The organism is Malaciobacter pacificus, assembly GCF_004214795.1.
GTDB classification, from domain to species: Bacteria; Campylobacterota; Campylobacteria; order Campylobacterales; family Arcobacteraceae; genus Malaciobacter_A; species Malaciobacter_A pacificus.
Genome location: NZ_CP035928.1, coordinates 1621963 through 1639698, shown reverse-complemented (window position 1 = coordinate 1639698; position 17736 = coordinate 1621963). Strand labels below are relative to the sequence as shown.

Sequence of the window (17736 nt, the reverse complement as noted above, 5' to 3'; positions counted from 1 at the left end):
TCTGCACCTTGTCTTGGCACTCTCACCCTTATGACTTGCTACACTACCCGCAAAAAAAAAGGATAAGGACAAAAGTCCTCACCCCATCTATGCCAAAAGTTAGGTAATCACTCCCAACTAGTCAGACATGCTCTTAAGTTAGTGAAATTCTAACAAAAAAATTTATTTTTGTAAATATAATTTTTAAAGTTATTTTTAATTAGCTAGTTTTGCACATTTTAACGACTTATTTGATAAAATTTTTATTACAAAAGTTAAAGGATTTTATTGCAAGATAACATTTCACAATCACACCACCACTTCAAAATGTTCAAACCATATGGTTGTGTAAGTCAATTTAAACCAAAACCAAAAAAGAGTAAGACTTTATTAGGTGATCATTATGATTTTCCTGAAGATACTATGGCTATAGGTAGATTGGATATGGATTCTGAAGGGTTATTACTTCTTACAACTGATGGTATGATGAGTTATAAAATTAGAGATAAAAGTATAGAAAAAGAGTACTATGTCCAACTTGATGGAATAATCACTGATGAAGCTATACAAAAGTTGCAAAATGGTGTTGAAATTAGTGTAAATGGTAGTATGTATTTAACTCTTCCTTGTAAGGCATTCAAATTAGAAGAAGAACCATCGCTTCCTCAACGTGGTCGTAATATTCGTAATTCAAAGCATGGACCAACTTCTTGGACATCGATAATTATTAATGAAGGGAAAGAGCGTCAAGTTAGAAAGATGACAGCAGCTGTAGGTTTTCCTACATTAAGATTAGTTAGAGTTCGTATTGGAAGTATTTTTATTGATAACTTACTACCAAGTGAGGTAATTGCTTTAGATAATTTAGATGATGCACTTATTTAAAATCTTTTTTCATAAACTTTCACTACAATCAACTTTTAAAATATACATACAAATAGGTAAAAATGATTGAATTAAATTATAAAAAAGTTGGTACTGGTTCTAAAACTATGATTTTGATGCATGAGTGGATGGGTGACCATACAAACTATGATACATCTATTCCTTTTTTAAACACACATGATTTTACATATATCTTTGTTGATTTTAGAGGATATGGAATATCAAAAGATATTGAAGGTGAATTTACTTTTGAAGAGATGGTAAGTGATATCAAAAATTTAGTAATAAAACTTGGTTTAAAAGAGTTCTATTTGCTAGGTCATTCTATGTCTTCACTTATAGCTCAAAAACTTGCAATGGATTTAAAAGAGCAAGTTATAGAACTATTTTTAATAACTCCTATCTTACCAACTGGTATAAAGATGAAAGAGAGTGCAAAACAAAAGCTTTTAGATGATGTTCAAAATGAAAACAATGTTATAGAAAATGTAGTAACTCAAGCTAGTAAAAGATACAACAATACTTGGAAAAACTATAGAATAAACTTAGCTCATACTTGCTCGACACTCAAAGCAAAAGTTTCATATATGAATATGTATCTTTCAACTGATTTTAGTGAAGAGATAAAAGGTTTAGATACAAAAATTACCGTACTAACTGGGAAACTTGATTTGCCAGCTTTTCATAAAAATTCATTAGAAAAAAGATTTATGAATTATTATCCAAATATTAGTTTTATTGAGTGTTTAGAAGCAGGGCATTATCCCATGATAGAGTGTCCAGTATTTTTCTCTACAGTTATTGATAGATAATGAGAGAAAAAATATATTTAATTCCGGGACTTATGTGTGATGAGAGATTATGGAGTAGATTAAAACCTTTTTTAGAAGATAAATATGAGTTAATACATTTGCCAATACCTTTTAGTGATAACTTCAATACTGCTTCAAAAAAGTTAGAAGGTATTATAGAAGATGAAAGTATAAATCTTTTAGGTTTTTCTTTAGGTGCTTATTTAGCTTCTTATTTTACAGTAAAAAATCCTTCAAAAGTAAAGAGACTTTTTTTAGTGGCTGGAACACCTGGTGCTATTAATGATGATGAAATTACAAAAAGAAAAATGGCAATATCTCAAATACAAAAGTTTGGATTTAAAGGGCTTTCAAACAAAATGGTTTTATCACTTATTGATGAAAAAAACCATAATGATAGTGAGTTAATAGATCTAATAAAAGATATGTTTAAAAACTTAGGTGAACAGACTTATAAAATACAGATGAAATTAACTTTTAATAGAGTTGATATATCTGATGATTTAAAGAAATTAGATATTCCTATTAAGTTTTTTTATAGTACTGATGATAAACTTTTAAATTATGAAGTTCTAAGTAAATTTATTAAAAAATATAATCACATATCAATAGTTTCTAAAGAGGGTACAAATCACATGATACCTTTAGAAAAGCCAGAAGCTTTATCTAGTGAGATTATAAAGTGGATGTCTAGTTAATTTCTACTTTATTACTCTCTATTTGGTCTAAGACTATAGAATTTGGTTCTAAACTAAGATAATGATCCATCGAACTTGCATCTGCACCTGTTAAAGTAGGGTTAGCTTCTAAGATTTTAAGTACAGCATAAGATGAATATGGGTCATGCTCTTTTTTGATCAAAAGTTTTTCAAGTAATAAGTCCATCTCTAAAACTTCTAGCTGTATTGACATAGTTTTATATATCCATGCTAGTACAATGATTTGCATAAAATCAGTAGTTGGTTTAAATACTCTTTCATCTTTTATAATAGTATGAAGTTTTATTGTTCCTAACATCTCTAAAATATCAGCATCTTTACTTGCATTTAGTTTATATCCATTGTCAGTAATTTCAATATCTCTATCACTTAATGATTCATCTAATTTTATTTCATCATCAATCTGGTAAGTTTCTTTGTACATATCTATAAAATCTTGCATCTTTTCTCCCACATATAATTGACTTTTTATATGCAATTATAATACCACAAAACTAGATATCAAAGTACTTTTAAAAAGTTAATTTTTAACCACTTATTAGATAGAATCCTTTTTTAATACAAGGATAAAATATTTTGGAATTTTTACAAACAGTTATTGAATCATTAAATATTATGAGTACCTATGAAGCTATTGCTATGGTTTTGGCTATTGCATATATATTATTAGCTATTAAACAAAGTCTTTGGTGTTGGCCTGCAGCATTTGTTTCTACACTTATTTATACAATTTTATTTTATGATGTTTCACTTCTTATGGATTCAGCTTTAAATGCATATTATCTTATCATGGCAGTATATGGATGGTATTCTTGGAAGTATGGTGGAAAACTACAAGAAGTGGATTTAGAAGTATCAACTTATGGATTAAATAAAAATATCCAAATAATAGCGATATTAACTATTATTTCTTTAGCATTTGGATATGTTATGGCAAATTACACTAGTGCTGATTTTGCTTATGTTGACTCTTTTACAACTGTTTTTGCAGTGTTTTCAACTTATATGTTAGCAAAAAAGATTATAGAAAACTGGATATATTGGATAGTAATTGATGTTGTTTCTATTTATATTTATATTCAAAAAGGTTTAAATTTAACAGCAGTTTTATTTATGATTTATACTATATTAGCCTTAGTTGCATACTTAGATTGGAAAAAAGAGTTTGACCTTAAAAAATCTAAAACAGTATAAAATATTTAAAAATGAAAAACTTTTAAGTCTTGAGTTATTTGAAAATCAAGGTTTCTGCAATATAAACTATCATCTAAAAACTTCAAAAAACTCTTATGTTTTAAGGGAGTTTAAAAGTGATAAAACAGTAAATATAAGTAGAGACTTTGAGTTTAAAGTACAAAAAATAGCTTTTGGAAAAAATATTGCTACAAAGCCTGTGTATTTAGATAAAAACAAAAAGTTTATGATATATAAATTTTTAGACGGTAATCATAAATCAAAACTAAAAAAAAGTGAACTAAATAGTCTAATTAAAACAGTCAAAAAACTCCATAAGATAAAGTTAGTCTCAAAAGAGATGAACTTAAAAAATGAGTTAAAACAATACAAATATTTAGATAGCAAAAAAGCAAAAAAGAGTTTAGATATTTGTAACAAAGAGTTAAGAAAATTGCAGAGATATAAAAAGTCATTGGTTGTTTGTCATCATGATTTAAACCCTAAAAATATTCTTTTTACAAAGGATGGTATTAAGTTTATTGATTGGGAGTATTCTGGTATAAATGATAGTTTTTTTGACTTGGCAACTATTTGTTATGAATTTGATTTAAATAAACAAAAGAGAGTTTATTTACTAAAGAAATATTTAAAAAACTATACAAAAAAAGATTTATCAAAACTTGAATCATATATCAAAATATATAAACATATTTGTAAATTATGGTTTATTAGTTTAGAAAACTCAAAAGCCCAAGGAAATAAATGAGTGAAAAGATTAAGATAATAGATACAGGTGTACTTTTTATGCTAGCAAGCTCTGTTTTAGGAGCTTTAAATGGAGCAGTAGCAAAGTATCTATCACAAAGTATGGATCCCCTTGAAATAGTTTTTTATAGAAACCTAATAGGTGTTTTTATTATACTATTTACACTAAAAAAATTAAATGTATCTTTTGATACTTCAAAGGTGCATTTACTTTTATTAAGAGGATTATTTGGTGCATGTGCTATGGCTTTGTTTTTCTATACAATTGCAACTATTCCACTTGGAGAAGCTGTTGTTTTAAATAGAACTTCGCCATTTTTTGTGACTATTTTAGCTTATTATTTAGTAAAAGAGACAATAAATTTAAAAACATTTTTCGCCTTGATTATTGGCTTTCTTGGAATTATATTTGTGATGAAGCCTTTTGGAATAGAGTTTTCTTTTGAGCATATTTTAGGGGTATTAGGTGGTTTCTTTGCAGCAGCAGCTTATGCAACAATAAAAAAAATCAAAGATATCTATGATGCAAGATTAATTATGCTTTCATTTATGGGAATTGGAATTATTATTCCATTGCTTGTATACTTTTTTACACCAATATTTGAATTTAAAATCCATACTGATCCAATGATTTGGTTACTTATTGGATTTATGGCAGTTATTTCAACTGGTTCTCAATGGTTTATCACAAGAGCATATAGTCTAAGTAAGGCTAGTATTATTGGAGTAGTTAGTTATACAAATATTCCATTTTCCATTGGCTTTGGTATTATGCTTGGGGATTCTTTACCTGATTTATTCACATTTATTGGTATTTCACTTATTGTTGTTGGTGGAATTTTAGTTAGCTATAATTCAACTAAAAAATAGTTTGTATCTATTGTGTTTAGTAAAATTTTTTGTTAGACTCTTAGCAATAATCACTAAGGAGAAAAAATGATTAAAGTAAGTGTTTTATACCCAAATGGAGAAGATGTAAAATTCGATAAGGATTATTATCTAAATAAGCATATTCCATTAGCAGCTGAATTAGTTGGTGATGCTTTAAAAGGTGCAAATGTTGATTTTGGTTTAGCAAATGGAATTCCAGGTGAACCAATACCTTATGTTGTAATGACTCATCTTACATTTGAATCAATTGAATCGTTTCAATCTGCTTTTACACCTCATGCAGAAAAGATTATGACAGACTTACCAAACTTCACAAATACAAAACCTATCATTCAAATAAGTGAAGTTGAAATTTAGTTTATTTTAAACTTGCTAATTCCTCTTGAAAAAGAGGGATTATCGGTTCAACTACACTATATGAAAACTCATCTTTATTGAATACAGTTTTAGAAATAATCGCAACTAACTTTCCATCTTGGAAAACTCCTCCACCACTATTTGATGGTATTGCTAAGCAATTGCTTCTTATTTCAATTTCTTTTGTAAGGTCTGTTAAGTCTAAAGTAGTATTTAAGCCTGTTGGTTCATTTTTTGCTTTATAAAATTCACAATTTTTTTCTTTTAGTAATATTGAGTAAAACATACCTTCTTTAGACATTGAGTAGTATTTAAAAGTTCCTTTTTTGGATAAATCTAATTTAGACAATTTTAACTTAGATACTTTATCTGTTTCTATATAATTTAAATCATAGTGGCTATTTTTAGAGTTATCAATATTACAGTGCTTTGCAGTATATATTTTATTGTTAGCGTGTATACCGTTACAATCTTTGAACTTTTTTATGTATGTATAATCTTCGTTGTAAATTGGAGTAGTATTGATATCTTTATATTTTGGGATTTCTTCTAAATTGTTTTTAGGATAGTTATATTTAGGTATTAGTGCATTGATATTTCTATCTAGCATTACTATATTGTCGTTCATTGAGTCTACTGAAAACTCTGGGTCGGGATTTTGTATTAGAGAATCTTTAAATTTTACTATACAAGTTCTTGTTGATTTTAAATATATGTATAATAATCTAGTGTTATCACTGAATTCCTTTGCTTTAGTATATCTCTTGATACATTTGTCCCACGATAAAGCATAAATATAGTTACTACTAATAACTAGTAGGGTTAAAACTAAAAATAACTTTTTCATGCTAGTGGAAGTTTACCATATTTTATTACTAAAGTAAATATTTTTAGTAATATTTTTTAACCAACTTAATTTTCTATATGATAAAATCACATTAAAAAAAGTGAAAAATGACTGATACTAATCTATATCAAAATATTGGCAATGATTTAAATTTAGGGAAGTTGACACAAATTAATAGTATTCAAACTTTATGGAGTGGATATGGAGAAATTGTTAGATTAAAATTTGAATCTAAAAGTGTTATTGTAAAACATGTAAAACTACCAAATTCTACAAATCACCCAAGAGGTTGGAATACAAACTTATCACATCAAAGAAAAATCAACTCTTATAAAGTAGAAGTAAACTGGTATGAAAACTTTTCTAAAACTATTGATAAAAACTGCTATGTTCCAAAGGGCTTAAAGACCTTTCAAACAAAAGATGAATGGCTAATTGTAATGGAAGATTTAGAAACTAGTGGATTTATAAAAACTTCAATAAATGCAAATGAAGAGCAGATTATCTCTTGTTTAAAATGGCTTGCAAATTTTCATGCAAAATATATGCAAACAAAAAGTGACTTACTTTGGGATATAGGAACTTATTGGCATTTAGATACTAGACCAGATGAGTTAAAAGTCTTAGAAGACAAGCAATTGAAAAATTATGCTAAAAGATTAGATGAGGTTTTAAATAGTTGTAAATATCAAACTATAGTTCATGGAGATGCAAAGTTAGCTAACTTTTGTTTTAGTAGGGATGATAAACTTTGTGCTGCTGTTGATTTTCAATATATTGGACATGGTTGTGGTATGAAAGATGTAATTTATTTTATTAGTAGTGCTATTGAGCCTGAGAGTTGTGAACAAAGTGAAGAGTGGTGGAGTGGTAACTTAAAATAAGACACTTTTTTTATAATTCTATGCAGCTATTTCATTTTGTAACATCAAATTGATTTCTTCAAATCTAACAGGTGATAAATTTCCAAGATAACTATGTGATCTTGTTCTATTATAATAAAACTCAATATACTCAAAAATCTCTTGTTTTGCTTGTTTTTTAGTATAGAAATATTTCTGATAAATTAACTCATTTTTTAATGATTTAAAAAAACTCTCTGCTACTGCATTATCCCAACAATTTCCTTTCCTACTCATACTTTGAATTATTCCATATTTTTGCAATAAATCTTTATGACTATAAGAAGCATATTGACTTCCTCGATCTGTATGCCAAATAAGTCCTTTAGGTGGATTTCTATGTTTAATTGCCATATCTAAAGCATCATTTACAAGTGATACTTTCATACTATCATCAATAGACCATCCAACAACTTTTCTTGAATATAAATCAATTACAGTTGCAAGATACAACCATCCCTCTCCAGTAGGAATATAAGTAATATCACCAACATATTTCTCATTAGGATTTGAAGCATAAAAATCTCTATTTAAAATATTTGGTGCTATTGGTAGATTATGATTTGAATCTGTAGTATTTTTATATCTTCTTTTAATATTCACTTTTAGATTCAAATCTTTCATAATAGTAGAAATACGTCTTCTTGATACAATAAGCCCATAGAGTTCTTTTAGTTTATCTTGAATTCTTCTACTGCCATAATTATTTCTACCAAAAACAAATATAGATTTTACAAGTTCATTAAGTTGAATATCTACTTTTTTTACAATACAACCAGCTTTTACCCAATGATAATATGAAGCTCTATTTACTTTTAGAATTTTACACATTTTATTGATATTGAAACTCTTTGTATGTTTTTGTATCCAGGCATACTTTATAGAGTTTCTTTTGCGAAGTATGCTGTTGCTTTTTTTAATATATCCCTTTCTTGCTTTAAAATCTTATTCTCTTTACGTAAGCGTTTAAGCTCTTCAGCTTCACTCTCTTTGAGTGTACTTTTTATTTCAATATTCCTCATTGGAATATTATGTTCTTTTTTATATGCAGTAACCCATGCATATAATGTTTTTGGATTTAAATCTAAATCTTTTGCTATATCTTTTACATTTTCATTATTGTTAATAATTAATTGTACTGTTGAGTCTTTAAACTCTTGACTATATTTTCTCATGGTAACCCTTATTCATTTTTTATTTTAACGCAGAATCTCTAAAATTCTTTGTCTGAATTTATGTTACCACTCCATGGCTTTTAAATGTTTATTTTATAGAATTAAAAAAGGCAATTAAAATCTATCAACCTTCTTTAAATTTTGAAGATATAGAAGAAGAATATAGATTTATGTATGATTTTGCATGGGCTGATTTTCAAAGGTTTATAAAAGGTTGGAGCCCAAATCATTTTAAAATAAATGATTACAGTGATATGATTACTAAAAGAGCTTTAAATCATTTTTCTAATGAGGATATTTATTAGATTTAAGAAGAACAAAGTTCTCTAATTCTTTGATAAAAGATACAGGATTTGAAGAGTGTGATTTAGAACTAACATCTTTTATAAAAAACAATTTAAAAAAAGCTAACTTTGAAACATCAAAAAACTGTTTTATTTTTTATAAATTACTTGATAGTTTTTGTAGTAATTAATTGTTTCTATAAGTAGTAATGCAATTAAACCCATGATCCAGTATAAAAGCCATTGAGATATCATTCCTATGAAGCCATCTTCAGCTATATAATCAATTACTTGAAATAACAGAAAAAACACAATTGTAGTTTTTAGAGATAGGTTATTTTGAGTAAATCTCATAATCGGATGACCTTTTAATTTAAATTTAAAAAATCCATAAGCAATTGAGACAAATAATAATCCAATAATCAATAAGTACTCATCTATTATCATTTGTATTGTTTTGTCTTGTCCAAAAACGTATAAATAAACAGCTATAATAGCTATAAGTGATAATATAAACAGATTTCTTGTACTCATATATTTTATTTCCTATTTTATAAATATTTAACTTACTAAAGATAAAATACACTCTATCAAAATAAAGAATATAAATGAATAAAACAAACCCCTCTTTACTTAAAAAAGTGTTAGTCATAGGATATGTTTGGCCTGAACCAAATTCATCAGCTGCTGGAAGTCATATGATGTCACTTTTAAGGTTTTTTAAAAAAAATGACTTTATGGTTGAGTTTGCAACTCCTTGTGCTATTTCAGAACATATGATAGATTTAGGTGCTGAGGGAATAAACTCAAGAGCTATTGAGTTAAATTCAAGTTCATTTGATGAATATATAAGTGAATATAATCCTGATATTGTACTTTTTGACAGATTTATGATGGAAGAGCAATTTGGTTGGAGAGTTGATAAAAATTGTCCTAATGCATTGAAAATACTTGATACTGAAGATTTACAGTTTTTAAGAAATGCAAGGCATGAGGCTTTGAAACAAAATAGAGAATTAACTCAAAAAGATTTAAATAGTGATTTATCAAAAAGAGAGATAGCTTCTATTTTAAGATGTGATATCTCTTTAATAATATCAACATATGAGATAGAATTACTTACAAAAATTTTTAAAATTGATTCAAAAATACTTTATTATTTACCTTTTATGATAGATTTAAAAACAGTTCCAAAAAACAGTTTATCTTTTGAAGAACGTGAACATTTTATGACTATTGGAAACTTTAGACATGCACCAAATTGGGATGTAGTTTTATATCTACAAAAAATTTGGCCACTAATAAGAAAAGAATTACCAAAGGCTGAACTTCATATATATGGTTCATATCCACCACCAAAAGCAACAGCACTTAATAATCCTAAAACTGGATTTTTAATTAAAGGGTGGGCTAATGATGCAAAAGAAGTTATAGAAAAATCAAAAGTATGTTTAGCACCAATAAGATTTGGAGCAGGAATAAAAGGAAAACTTTTAGATTCAATGATTATGAGAACACCTAGTGTTACTACAAGTATAGGTGCAGAAGGAATGAGTGAAGATAAAGTTTGGAATGGTTTTATAAGTGATGATATAAATGATTTTGTAAAAAATGCAGTTAGTTTATATTCTGATAAACAAGTTTGGGAAGAGGCTTCTTTCAAATCTTTAAAACTATTAGAGAAATATGATAAAGAATCTTTAGAAAAAGAACTTTTAACACATATACAAAATATAAATAAAAATTTGTCACAACATAGATTAGATAACTTTTTAGGAGAAATGCTAAAACATCATACTCTAAGTAGTACAAAATATATGTCACAATGGATTGAAGAAAAAAATAAGAATAAATCATAAAAATTTAAACAAATAATTTTTAACCATCTTCTAAAATGTGATGTGATATTATTCAGCGCAATTATGGGCTAATTGCAAAATTTTTATTTACATTTAGGAGACTTATGAGATTTTTATTCCTTTTTATTCCTTTTTTTATTTATGCTGCTAACTTAGAATACACTTTATTTAAAAAAGAGGGTGAGATTAAAGGAAATACACTACTTGTTATTGGTGGTATTCATGGAAATGAGCCAGGTGGATACTTCGCAGGTGCTTTTTTAGAGAAATATTACAATATAAAAAAAGGTTCATTATGGCTTACTCCAAACTTGAACTTTGATAGTATCATTATGAATGAAAGAGGAATTTATGGTGATATGAATAGAAAATTTAGTTCTATAAAAGAGCATGATGAAGATTATGAAATTGTAACTAAAATAAAAAAAGTTATATTAGATGAAAAAGTAGACTTAATTTTAAATTTACATGATGGATATGGTTTTTATAGACATAAATATGAAAATGCAATTTTTAATCCAAATGCTTGGGGACAAGCAACAATTATAGACCAAGAAAAAATTCATGGTTTAGAAAAGTTTGGGGATTTAGATAAAATTGCTAATCAAGTCCAAAATGCAATGAATACTGATGAACTATTTAAAGAACATCATTTATTTGGTGTAAAAAACACTGAAACAAAATTTAAAGATGAACAACAACAATTATCACTTACTTTTTTTGCTGTAACTCACAATAAACCAGCTTTTGCAATAGAAACAAGTAAAAATATTACTGATTTAACACAAAAAGTAATTTATCAGTTAAAGTCAATTGAAGAGTTTATGAATATTATGGATATAGAGTTTGAAAGAAAATTTGATATCTCTAATTATGATGATGTAAAAGCTAAAATATATGATTTTGAAACTGTAACTATTAATGATAATATAAAAATACCACTTACAGATATCTCTAAAACATTAAGATTTGTTCCTATGAAAAAAGAGGGAAATAAAATAGAATTCTCTCATGTTTTAGGGGCTTATAAAATATATGGAGGAGTATATAGGTTTTATATAGGGAATAAACATATATGTAGTATCCATCCTCAATATTTTGAAATAAAAGAAGCAACTAAACCTATAAAAATAGAAGTTGATGGGAATATTCAAGATGTAAAATTAGGAACAATTTTAGATATTAAAAATAGTTTTGAAATACTTAAAAATGGATATAGAGTAAATATCATTGGATATAGTAAATCTGGAATAGATAGTGAAGATGGTATTTTAATCAATAAAGATGATATTTTAAATAGATACTCAATAGATAAAGAGAACAAAAAATATAGAGCAGAGTTTTATAAAGATGGTAAGTTTTATGGGATGATTGTTTTAAATTTTGAGGAAAAATAGTATGAAAAAAGAAAAAATATATCTTATTCCGGGTCTAATGACTGATGAAAGACTTTGGAGTAGAATTAAACCACTTTTAGAAGATAAATATGAATTAGTTCATTTTCCTATTCCAAATAGTGAAGATTTTGATGAAATAAATGAACATATTTTAAATGAAATAAATGAAGAAAAAATCAATATTTTAGGGTTTTCTTTAGGTGGATATATCGCTTCTTACTTCACTTTAAAAAATCAACATAGAGTAAATAGACTTTTTGTAGTAGCAGTTACTCCAAGTGCAACTAGCCCAAAAGAAGAGATAAAAAGAAAAGAAAAAGTAGAAGCTATGAAAAAAGAAGGCTTTATACCTTTAGGTTTTGAAAAAGCTAAATCTTTGGTAGAAGAAAAAAATCAAAGTGATTTAGAATTAATTAGTATTATAGAAAATATGTACAATGATTTAGGAAGAGATACGTTTATTACTCAAATGAATAGCACTTTTAATAGATTAGATTTATTTGAAGATTTAAATCAATTAAAACTACCAGTGTGGTTTTTTGTTAGTTTAAAAGATAGACTACTAAATAAAGAATCTTTATCTAGACTTTTAGAAGAAAATATAAATTTAAATGTAATAACAAGAGAAGGCTCTAGTCATAATATACCATTAGAAGACCCTGATACATTAGCTAAATTAATTTACAAATGGATGGAAACTAAATAGTTATATTTAAGCTATATTTCTTAGTTAGACTTCTATTAAATTTTTTAGTGGAAGTTAGAATATGTTAAAAATATGTTTGTTATTTTTATGTTTAGTTAGTGTTTCATTAGGGCATGGAATGTCCGAAGCAGAAAAGCAAATAATTGTTGAAGGTGGAAATCTTCATTATATTTATGTTGGTGCTGTTCATATGCTTTGGGGATATGATCATCTATTATTTGTTTTAGGAATAATATTCTTTTTACAATCTTTTAAAAATATTGTTAAATATATCACTACTTTTACTATTGGTCACTCTATAACTTTAATTTATGCTACTTTTAATTCAATAGAAATTAACTATTATTTAATTGATGCAATTATTGCATTAAGTGTTTGTTTAATAGGTATTATTAATTTAGGAACATTTAGAAAATTTATCAATTTTACTACATCAAGGATGCTAGGACTTATTTTTATTTTAGGTTTAATTCATGGCTTAGGTTTATCTACGAGACTTCAACAACTTCCTTTAGATCCAAATCAGTTATTCTTAAATATTATATCTTTTAATGTAGGAATAGAGCTAGGACAAATAATTGCACTTGCTGTGATGTTAGTATTTATTAATATTATTAGAAAAAGTAAAAATTTTAATTTATTTTCTTTAGTAGTTAACTCTTTTATTGTTATTGCTGGAGTTTATTTTTTTATTGTGCAATTATCAGAATATAAATTTAGTATATCTCAAAATAATAATTTCAAAGATGAAATAATAATTGTTATAAAAGCCAAGGGAGAAAAAGAGTATAAAGTTTGGCAAATACCAGATGAAAACTTGATTTATTCTTGGGAAACATCTCCTAAAACAAATCTATTTTTTGATTTTCATGGAGAACCAGCATCTTCGATAAATGGTTACTTTGAAAGCTTCAAAGAGACTACTTCTTCTAAAGATTCAGGTTCTAGAGTATCAACTTTTATTGGTACACATGGTTGGTATTGGAAAAACAATTCAAACAACGATGTAGTATTAACTCTAAAATTAGATGGAGAATATAGAAGAATGGATAAAAAATAATATTTTGAAGTTTCTCCAAAATGTTGTGTTCATGCTACGTTTTGAAGATATAATCCCAAAAAAATGATAGGATTATATCTGTGTTATTTAACAAAAACTTCAAAAAAGATAGATTTATTACAAGTGACAATATTCAAATTAATTATGTAAGTGGAGGTAGAGGTGAACCTTTACTTTTACTACATGGTTATCCTCAAACACATGTTATGTGGGCATCTGTTGCAAATGAATTATCAAATGATTATTTTGTAATATGCCCAGATTTAAGAGGCTATGGAGATAGTTCGAAACCAAAAGGTTTAGAAAACCATGAAAACTATTCTAAAAAAGTTATGGCAAATGATATGATTGAACTTATGGAAGAGTTGGGATATGAGGAGTTCTATTTAGCAGGGCATGATAGAGGTGCTAGAGTGACGCATAGAATTTGTTTAGATTATCCCCATATGATAAAAAAAGTTAGTGTTCTTGATATTGCACCAACTTTCCATATGTTTTTAAATAGTGATATGAATTTTTCAACGGGATATTATCATTGGTTCTTTTTAATTCAAGAGTACCCATTACCTGAAACTTTAATAGGTAATAATGCAGAGTATTATTTAAAAGAGAAATTAAAAAGATGGAGTGCACCAGGTGCAACATTTAATGAAGATGCAGTAAAACAGTATGTGAGATGCTTTGATAAAGATATGATTCATTCAACTTGTGAAGACTATAGAGCTTCAGCAACTGTTGATATGAATGATGATGCTTTTTCTCGTGATAAAAAGATCAGTATGCCTCTTTTAGTTTTATGGGGTGAAAAAGGCTTTATAAATAAAAATTATAATGTAATAGATGTTTGGAAAGATTATGCAAAAGATGTAAGTGGAAAAGCTTTAGAGTGTGGTCATTTCTTAGCAGAAGAAGCACCTTTTGATGTAATTGATGAATTTAGAAAATTTTTTAGATAGGAAAATACTTTGGGTAAAAAATCAAGACAAAATAGTAATAATGAAAAAATCAAAAAAGAGTTTGCAAAGGTAATAAAAAATGCTCAAATCACTGCTTTTTTATTCTTTTTACTTTTAACTCCAACAATTGTTTTAACAATAAAAGAGCAAAGTGAATTATTTGGCGTGACAAAAGATATCTGGTTTAATGCTTCAATTGCAGGATTTATAATCTATATTGGTTACATGTTTTTTTTATGGAAATGTCCTAATTGTGGAAAATATCCAGGACGAGGATGGTTTCGAAAAGAGTGCGATAACTGTGGTTGTGAATTAAGCTAAGTAAGGCTATTTAAGCCTTACTGTAAATTTTTTGGTGTACATTTTTTACTAATAATACATACTGGACAAAAGTCTGCAAGTCCAGCAATCAAAGGTATTACTCCTAAGTAAAACCATGGATTATCTAAGAAAAATCCAATGGCAATTAATACTAATCCAATAACAATTCTAAATGGTCTACAAAAAGCTCTAAATTTATCAAATTTATTCATCTTTTAATCCTTAATAATTGACTAATTCTCGTAATTTAAATTATCATATAATTTTACTTAATAAATGTTTAATAAGAAATACTTATGTTTCTTAACTAAACAGTGAATTAACATTTAAAAGATATAATTAAATAAAAGATACTGAGGAATACTATGAAATTTATAATCACATTTTTATTACTTATTCAAATCCCACTATATGCAAAATATCAAGGGAAAGAGTTAGTGTCAAATTTAGGTGTTGTTTGGGGTATGGATTTTATAAATGAAAATAAAATGATACTTACAATAAAAGATGGAAGAATTTTACTTTATGATTTAAAGAAAAAAGACACAAAAATATTAAAGCAGTTTGAGGTTTATAATAAAGGTCAAGCTGGTTTACTTGATGTAAAGATTTCACCTAATTTCAAAGATGATAAAACTATTTATTTTACGTATGTGAAAAATATTGACTCTAAAGGTGCTACAACTTTGGCAAAGGCAATATTTGAAAAAGACAGCTTAGTAAATTTTCAAGATATTTTAGTAACTAAGTCGTTAACATCAAAAAATGTCCATTTTGGAAGTAGAATTACATTTGATGAGAAGGGAAATCTTTATTTTGGAGTGGGGGATAGAGGTGTTAGGGCAAATGCACAGAATTTAAAGAATCATGCAGGAACTATAATGAGACTTAATCTTGATGGAACAATTCCTAAAAATAATCCTTTTGTAGATGATAAAAATATTTTAGATGAAATATACAGTTTTGGTCATAGAAACCCTCAAGGGCTTTTTTATGACAAAGTTAATAAAAAACTTTGGGAAATTGAACATGGACCTAGGGGTGGAGATGAAATTAATTTAGTACAAAAAGCACAAAACTATGGTTGGCCTGAAGTTTCTTGGGGAAAAGAGTACTGGAATATTTCTTCTGTTGGTGTAAAGCATAAAGAGGGAATGAAAGATGCAAAAAAATATTATGTTCCTTCAATTGCACCAAGTTCATTAGTATATTATGATGGGGATATTTATGAAGATTTAAAGGGCAAATTATTAGCTGGTGCTTTAAAGTCAACACATATTAATATTTTAACTTTAGATAAAAATTTTAATATTATAAAAGAGGATAGAATTTTAGATAAATTAGGAGAGAGAATACGACATATAGCAATTTCTCCAAAGGGATTAATATATTTTAGTACTGATAGTGGTAAGGTTTATTTACTTAAATAAGTTTTTGATTTTTACAAAAAAGCTAGAGTTTTTCTTCTCTTCTAGCTTTTTTTCTATCTCTTTAGCTAAGTTTTTTAAGTTTTTTGGCTCATAAAGATAATTTTTCATTGCTTTTCCAAATAGTTTTGAAGCTCTTTAATAGCTGTTTCATTTTTAATTCTAAATTTGATTTCAATTCTTCTTGAAGCATTTTTATCTTCTATTCCATTTTGTAAAATCATATCAGAATAAGACCTACCACTTGCACTAACATATTTTGTAAGTAACTCATTGTCTACGATATTTGACTCATACAAAAATTTCATAACCTCTAAAGCTCTTTGTTGAGAAAGCTCTAAGTTTGCAAGATAAGTTCCATCACTATTAGTATGACCTTCTATTGTAATACTATCAATATACTTTTTTATATCTTCATTATCAAAAAGTGCAGACATATAGTTTTTTAAAATATTTTTTAATTCTTGTTTTGAATCCTCTTTTAGTTTGTATTCACCTTGTCCAAATAAAATATTAGAAGAGAATTTTATCGCACCACTTTTAGCATCAATATCTATTGAATTACCAAGTTTCTCTTTTAATTTTGAAATAACAGTTAATTTAATACCTGTAAGATGCTTGATTTTTGTTTTTGTTATATCAAAATCTTCTACAAGTTTTTGATGGATTTTTAATTGTTCTAAGAGTTTATCTTGAAGTAGAGATAACTCATCATCTTTTAGTTTTATAAAATTGTTTTTTTCATCAAGTTTTACTATAAGTTCATCTTTTTGTGAAGTTTCATTTTTTAGTTTTAATTCATAATCTAAAAGTAAAGCTTTTAATTTTTCTACTTCTTCATTTGTTAAACTTACTTGTTTTAGTGCTTCATCAAGTGAAACTTTTAAATTACCTTCACTTGTTTTTATTTGTTCATATAATTTTTGAGACCTAGCTAAATCAAATGCAAGTCTAGTATTCTCTTCTAGTGTTGAGTTGAGTTTTTTATTTATTTCTTCTAATTGAGTTTTTCTATTTTTTAACTCCTCTTCACTCATATTTAAAGCAATTTTCTCTTTTTCTAAATCTGTTTTAATAGCTTGTAAATCAGTTTGAGTAAAGAGATATTTTATAATAATAGCTCCAATTACAAGTATAAAAACAAATAGTAATCCAGCCATTAAATCTGCATAAGATATCCAGAAGTTTTCGTTGTTTTCTTTGTTATTATTGTACATG

At 26.8% G+C, this 17736-nt stretch carries 23 protein-coding genes; 16 read left to right on the top strand and 7 right to left on the bottom strand.

Annotated elements, in window-relative coordinates; all coding sequences use genetic code 11:
- Window positions 1-267: 267 nt before the first annotated feature.
- The 3 genes from APAC_RS08215 to APAC_RS08205 all read left to right on the top strand — a co-directional run bounded on the left by APAC_RS08215 (window position 268) and on the right by APAC_RS08205 (window position 2374).
- Window positions 268-864 (top strand): pseudouridine synthase, encoded by a 597-nt coding sequence (locus APAC_RS08215; protein WP_196781787.1) that lies wholly within the window; start codon window positions 268-270, stop codon window positions 862-864.
- A 62-nt stretch (window positions 865-926) separates the two neighbouring features.
- On the top strand, window positions 927-1676 hold the full coding sequence (locus APAC_RS08210) for an alpha/beta fold hydrolase (RefSeq protein ID WP_130233650.1): 750 nt from the start codon (window positions 927-929) through the stop codon (window positions 1674-1676).
- Window positions 1676-2374 (top strand): alpha/beta fold hydrolase, encoded by a 699-nt coding sequence (locus APAC_RS08205; RefSeq protein ID WP_130233649.1) that lies wholly within the window; start codon window positions 1676-1678, stop codon window positions 2372-2374. Before APAC_RS08210 ends, APAC_RS08205 begins: the two co-directional genes overlap by 1 nt.
- On the opposite strand, the gene APAC_RS08200 is transcribed toward APAC_RS08205, so the two are convergent.
- The gene (locus APAC_RS08200; protein WP_130233648.1) at window positions 2367-2837 is read right to left on the bottom strand and encodes a hypothetical protein; all 471 of its coding nucleotides are present in this window, start codon (window positions 2835-2837) and stop codon (window positions 2367-2369) included. The genes APAC_RS08205 and APAC_RS08200 overlap by 8 nt on opposite strands.
- 134 nt (window positions 2838-2971) lie before the next feature.
- Between APAC_RS08200 and pnuC the strand changes: the two genes are divergently transcribed.
- From pnuC to APAC_RS08180, 4 genes are all read left to right on the top strand, one after another.
- Window positions 2972-3589, top strand: a complete 618-nt coding sequence (pnuC, locus tag APAC_RS08195) for a nicotinamide riboside transporter PnuC (protein WP_228255902.1) — start codon at window positions 2972-2974, stop codon at window positions 3587-3589.
- Complete coding sequence (locus tag APAC_RS08190) at window positions 3561-4337, top strand: choline kinase family protein (RefSeq protein ID WP_130233647.1); 777 nt, start codon at window positions 3561-3563, stop codon at window positions 4335-4337. Before pnuC ends, APAC_RS08190 begins: the two co-directional genes overlap by 29 nt.
- Window positions 4334-5206: a DMT family transporter gene (locus APAC_RS08185; protein WP_228255901.1), complete on the top strand. Its 873-nt coding sequence runs from the start codon at window positions 4334-4336 to the stop codon at window positions 5204-5206. Before APAC_RS08190 ends, APAC_RS08185 begins: the two co-directional genes overlap by 4 nt.
- 66 nt (window positions 5207-5272) lie before the next feature.
- The gene (locus tag APAC_RS08180) at window positions 5273-5584 is read left to right on the top strand and encodes an EthD family reductase (protein ID WP_130233646.1); all 312 of its coding nucleotides are present in this window, start codon (window positions 5273-5275) and stop codon (window positions 5582-5584) included.
- 1 nt (window position 5585) lies between these two features.
- Here APAC_RS08180 and APAC_RS08175 read toward each other — a convergent pair whose 3' ends face one another.
- A complete protein-coding gene (locus APAC_RS08175; protein WP_130233645.1) occupies window positions 5586-6212 on the bottom strand; it encodes a hypothetical protein in 627 nt (208 codons plus the stop codon).
- Window positions 6213-6538: 326 nt separating this feature from the next.
- Here APAC_RS08175 and APAC_RS08170 point away from each other — a divergent pair, with 326 nt between their 5' ends.
- Complete coding sequence (locus tag APAC_RS08170) at window positions 6539-7315, top strand: phosphotransferase (protein WP_130233644.1); 777 nt, start codon at window positions 6539-6541, stop codon at window positions 7313-7315.
- Window positions 7316-7333: 18 nt separating this feature from the next.
- Here APAC_RS08170 and APAC_RS08165 read toward each other — a convergent pair whose 3' ends face one another.
- Entirely contained in the window at window positions 7334-8215 is an 882-nt protein-coding gene (locus APAC_RS08165) for an IS3 family transposase (RefSeq protein ID WP_233750439.1), read from the bottom strand.
- The gene (locus APAC_RS08160) at window positions 8212-8508 is read right to left on the bottom strand and encodes a transposase (protein WP_044416656.1); all 297 of its coding nucleotides are present in this window, start codon (window positions 8506-8508) and stop codon (window positions 8212-8214) included. The genes APAC_RS08165 and APAC_RS08160 overlap by 4 nt, the downstream gene beginning before the upstream one ends.
- A gap of 170 nt (window positions 8509-8678) precedes the next feature.
- Between APAC_RS08160 and APAC_RS13455 the strand changes: the two genes are divergently transcribed.
- The gene (locus tag APAC_RS13455; protein ID WP_266095888.1) at window positions 8679-8813 is read left to right on the top strand and encodes a hypothetical protein; all 135 of its coding nucleotides are present in this window, start codon (window positions 8679-8681) and stop codon (window positions 8811-8813) included.
- 129 nt (window positions 8814-8942) lie between these two features.
- Here APAC_RS13455 and APAC_RS08150 read toward each other — a convergent pair whose 3' ends face one another.
- Entirely contained in the window at window positions 8943-9326 is a 384-nt protein-coding gene (locus tag APAC_RS08150) for a hypothetical protein (protein WP_130233642.1), read from the bottom strand.
- A gap of 74 nt (window positions 9327-9400) precedes the next feature.
- Between APAC_RS08150 and APAC_RS08145 the strand changes: the two genes are divergently transcribed.
- The 6 genes from APAC_RS08145 to APAC_RS08120 all read left to right on the top strand — a co-directional run bounded on the left by APAC_RS08145 (window position 9401) and on the right by APAC_RS08120 (window position 15091).
- Complete coding sequence (locus tag APAC_RS08145) at window positions 9401-10651, top strand: glycosyltransferase (protein ID WP_130233641.1); 1251 nt, start codon at window positions 9401-9403, stop codon at window positions 10649-10651.
- A gap of 104 nt (window positions 10652-10755) precedes the next feature.
- A complete protein-coding gene (locus APAC_RS08140) occupies window positions 10756-12048 on the top strand; it encodes a M99 family carboxypeptidase catalytic domain-containing protein (RefSeq protein ID WP_130233640.1) in 1293 nt (430 codons plus the stop codon).
- 1 nt (window position 12049) lies between these two features.
- On the top strand, window positions 12050-12754 hold the full coding sequence (locus APAC_RS08135) for an alpha/beta fold hydrolase (RefSeq protein ID WP_130233639.1): 705 nt from the start codon (window positions 12050-12052) through the stop codon (window positions 12752-12754).
- A 61-nt stretch (window positions 12755-12815) separates the two neighbouring features.
- A complete protein-coding gene (locus APAC_RS08130) occupies window positions 12816-13814 on the top strand; it encodes a HupE/UreJ family protein (protein WP_130233638.1) in 999 nt (332 codons plus the stop codon).
- Window positions 13815-13894: 80 nt separating this feature from the next.
- Window positions 13895-14770 carry an alpha/beta fold hydrolase gene (locus APAC_RS08125; RefSeq protein ID WP_130233637.1) on the top strand — a complete coding sequence of 292 codons (876 nt, stop codon included), beginning with the start codon at window positions 13895-13897 and terminating at the stop codon, window positions 14768-14770.
- A gap of 9 nt (window positions 14771-14779) precedes the next feature.
- The gene (locus tag APAC_RS08120) at window positions 14780-15091 is read left to right on the top strand and encodes a hypothetical protein (RefSeq protein WP_130233636.1); all 312 of its coding nucleotides are present in this window, start codon (window positions 14780-14782) and stop codon (window positions 15089-15091) included.
- 17 nt (window positions 15092-15108) lie between these two features.
- Here APAC_RS08120 and APAC_RS08115 read toward each other — a convergent pair whose 3' ends face one another.
- Entirely contained in the window at window positions 15109-15303 is a 195-nt protein-coding gene (locus APAC_RS08115; protein WP_130233635.1) for a YgaP family membrane protein, read from the bottom strand.
- Window positions 15304-15456: 153 nt separating this feature from the next.
- Between APAC_RS08115 and APAC_RS08110 the strand changes: the two genes are divergently transcribed.
- Entirely contained in the window at window positions 15457-16521 is a 1065-nt protein-coding gene (locus APAC_RS08110; protein ID WP_130233634.1) for a PQQ-dependent sugar dehydrogenase, read from the top strand.
- Between the two features lie 104 nt (window positions 16522-16625).
- On the opposite strand, the gene APAC_RS08105 is transcribed toward APAC_RS08110, so the two are convergent.
- Entirely contained in the window at window positions 16626-17735 is a 1110-nt protein-coding gene (locus APAC_RS08105) for an OmpA family protein (RefSeq protein WP_130233633.1), read from the bottom strand.
- Window position 17736: the final 1 nt, after the last annotated feature.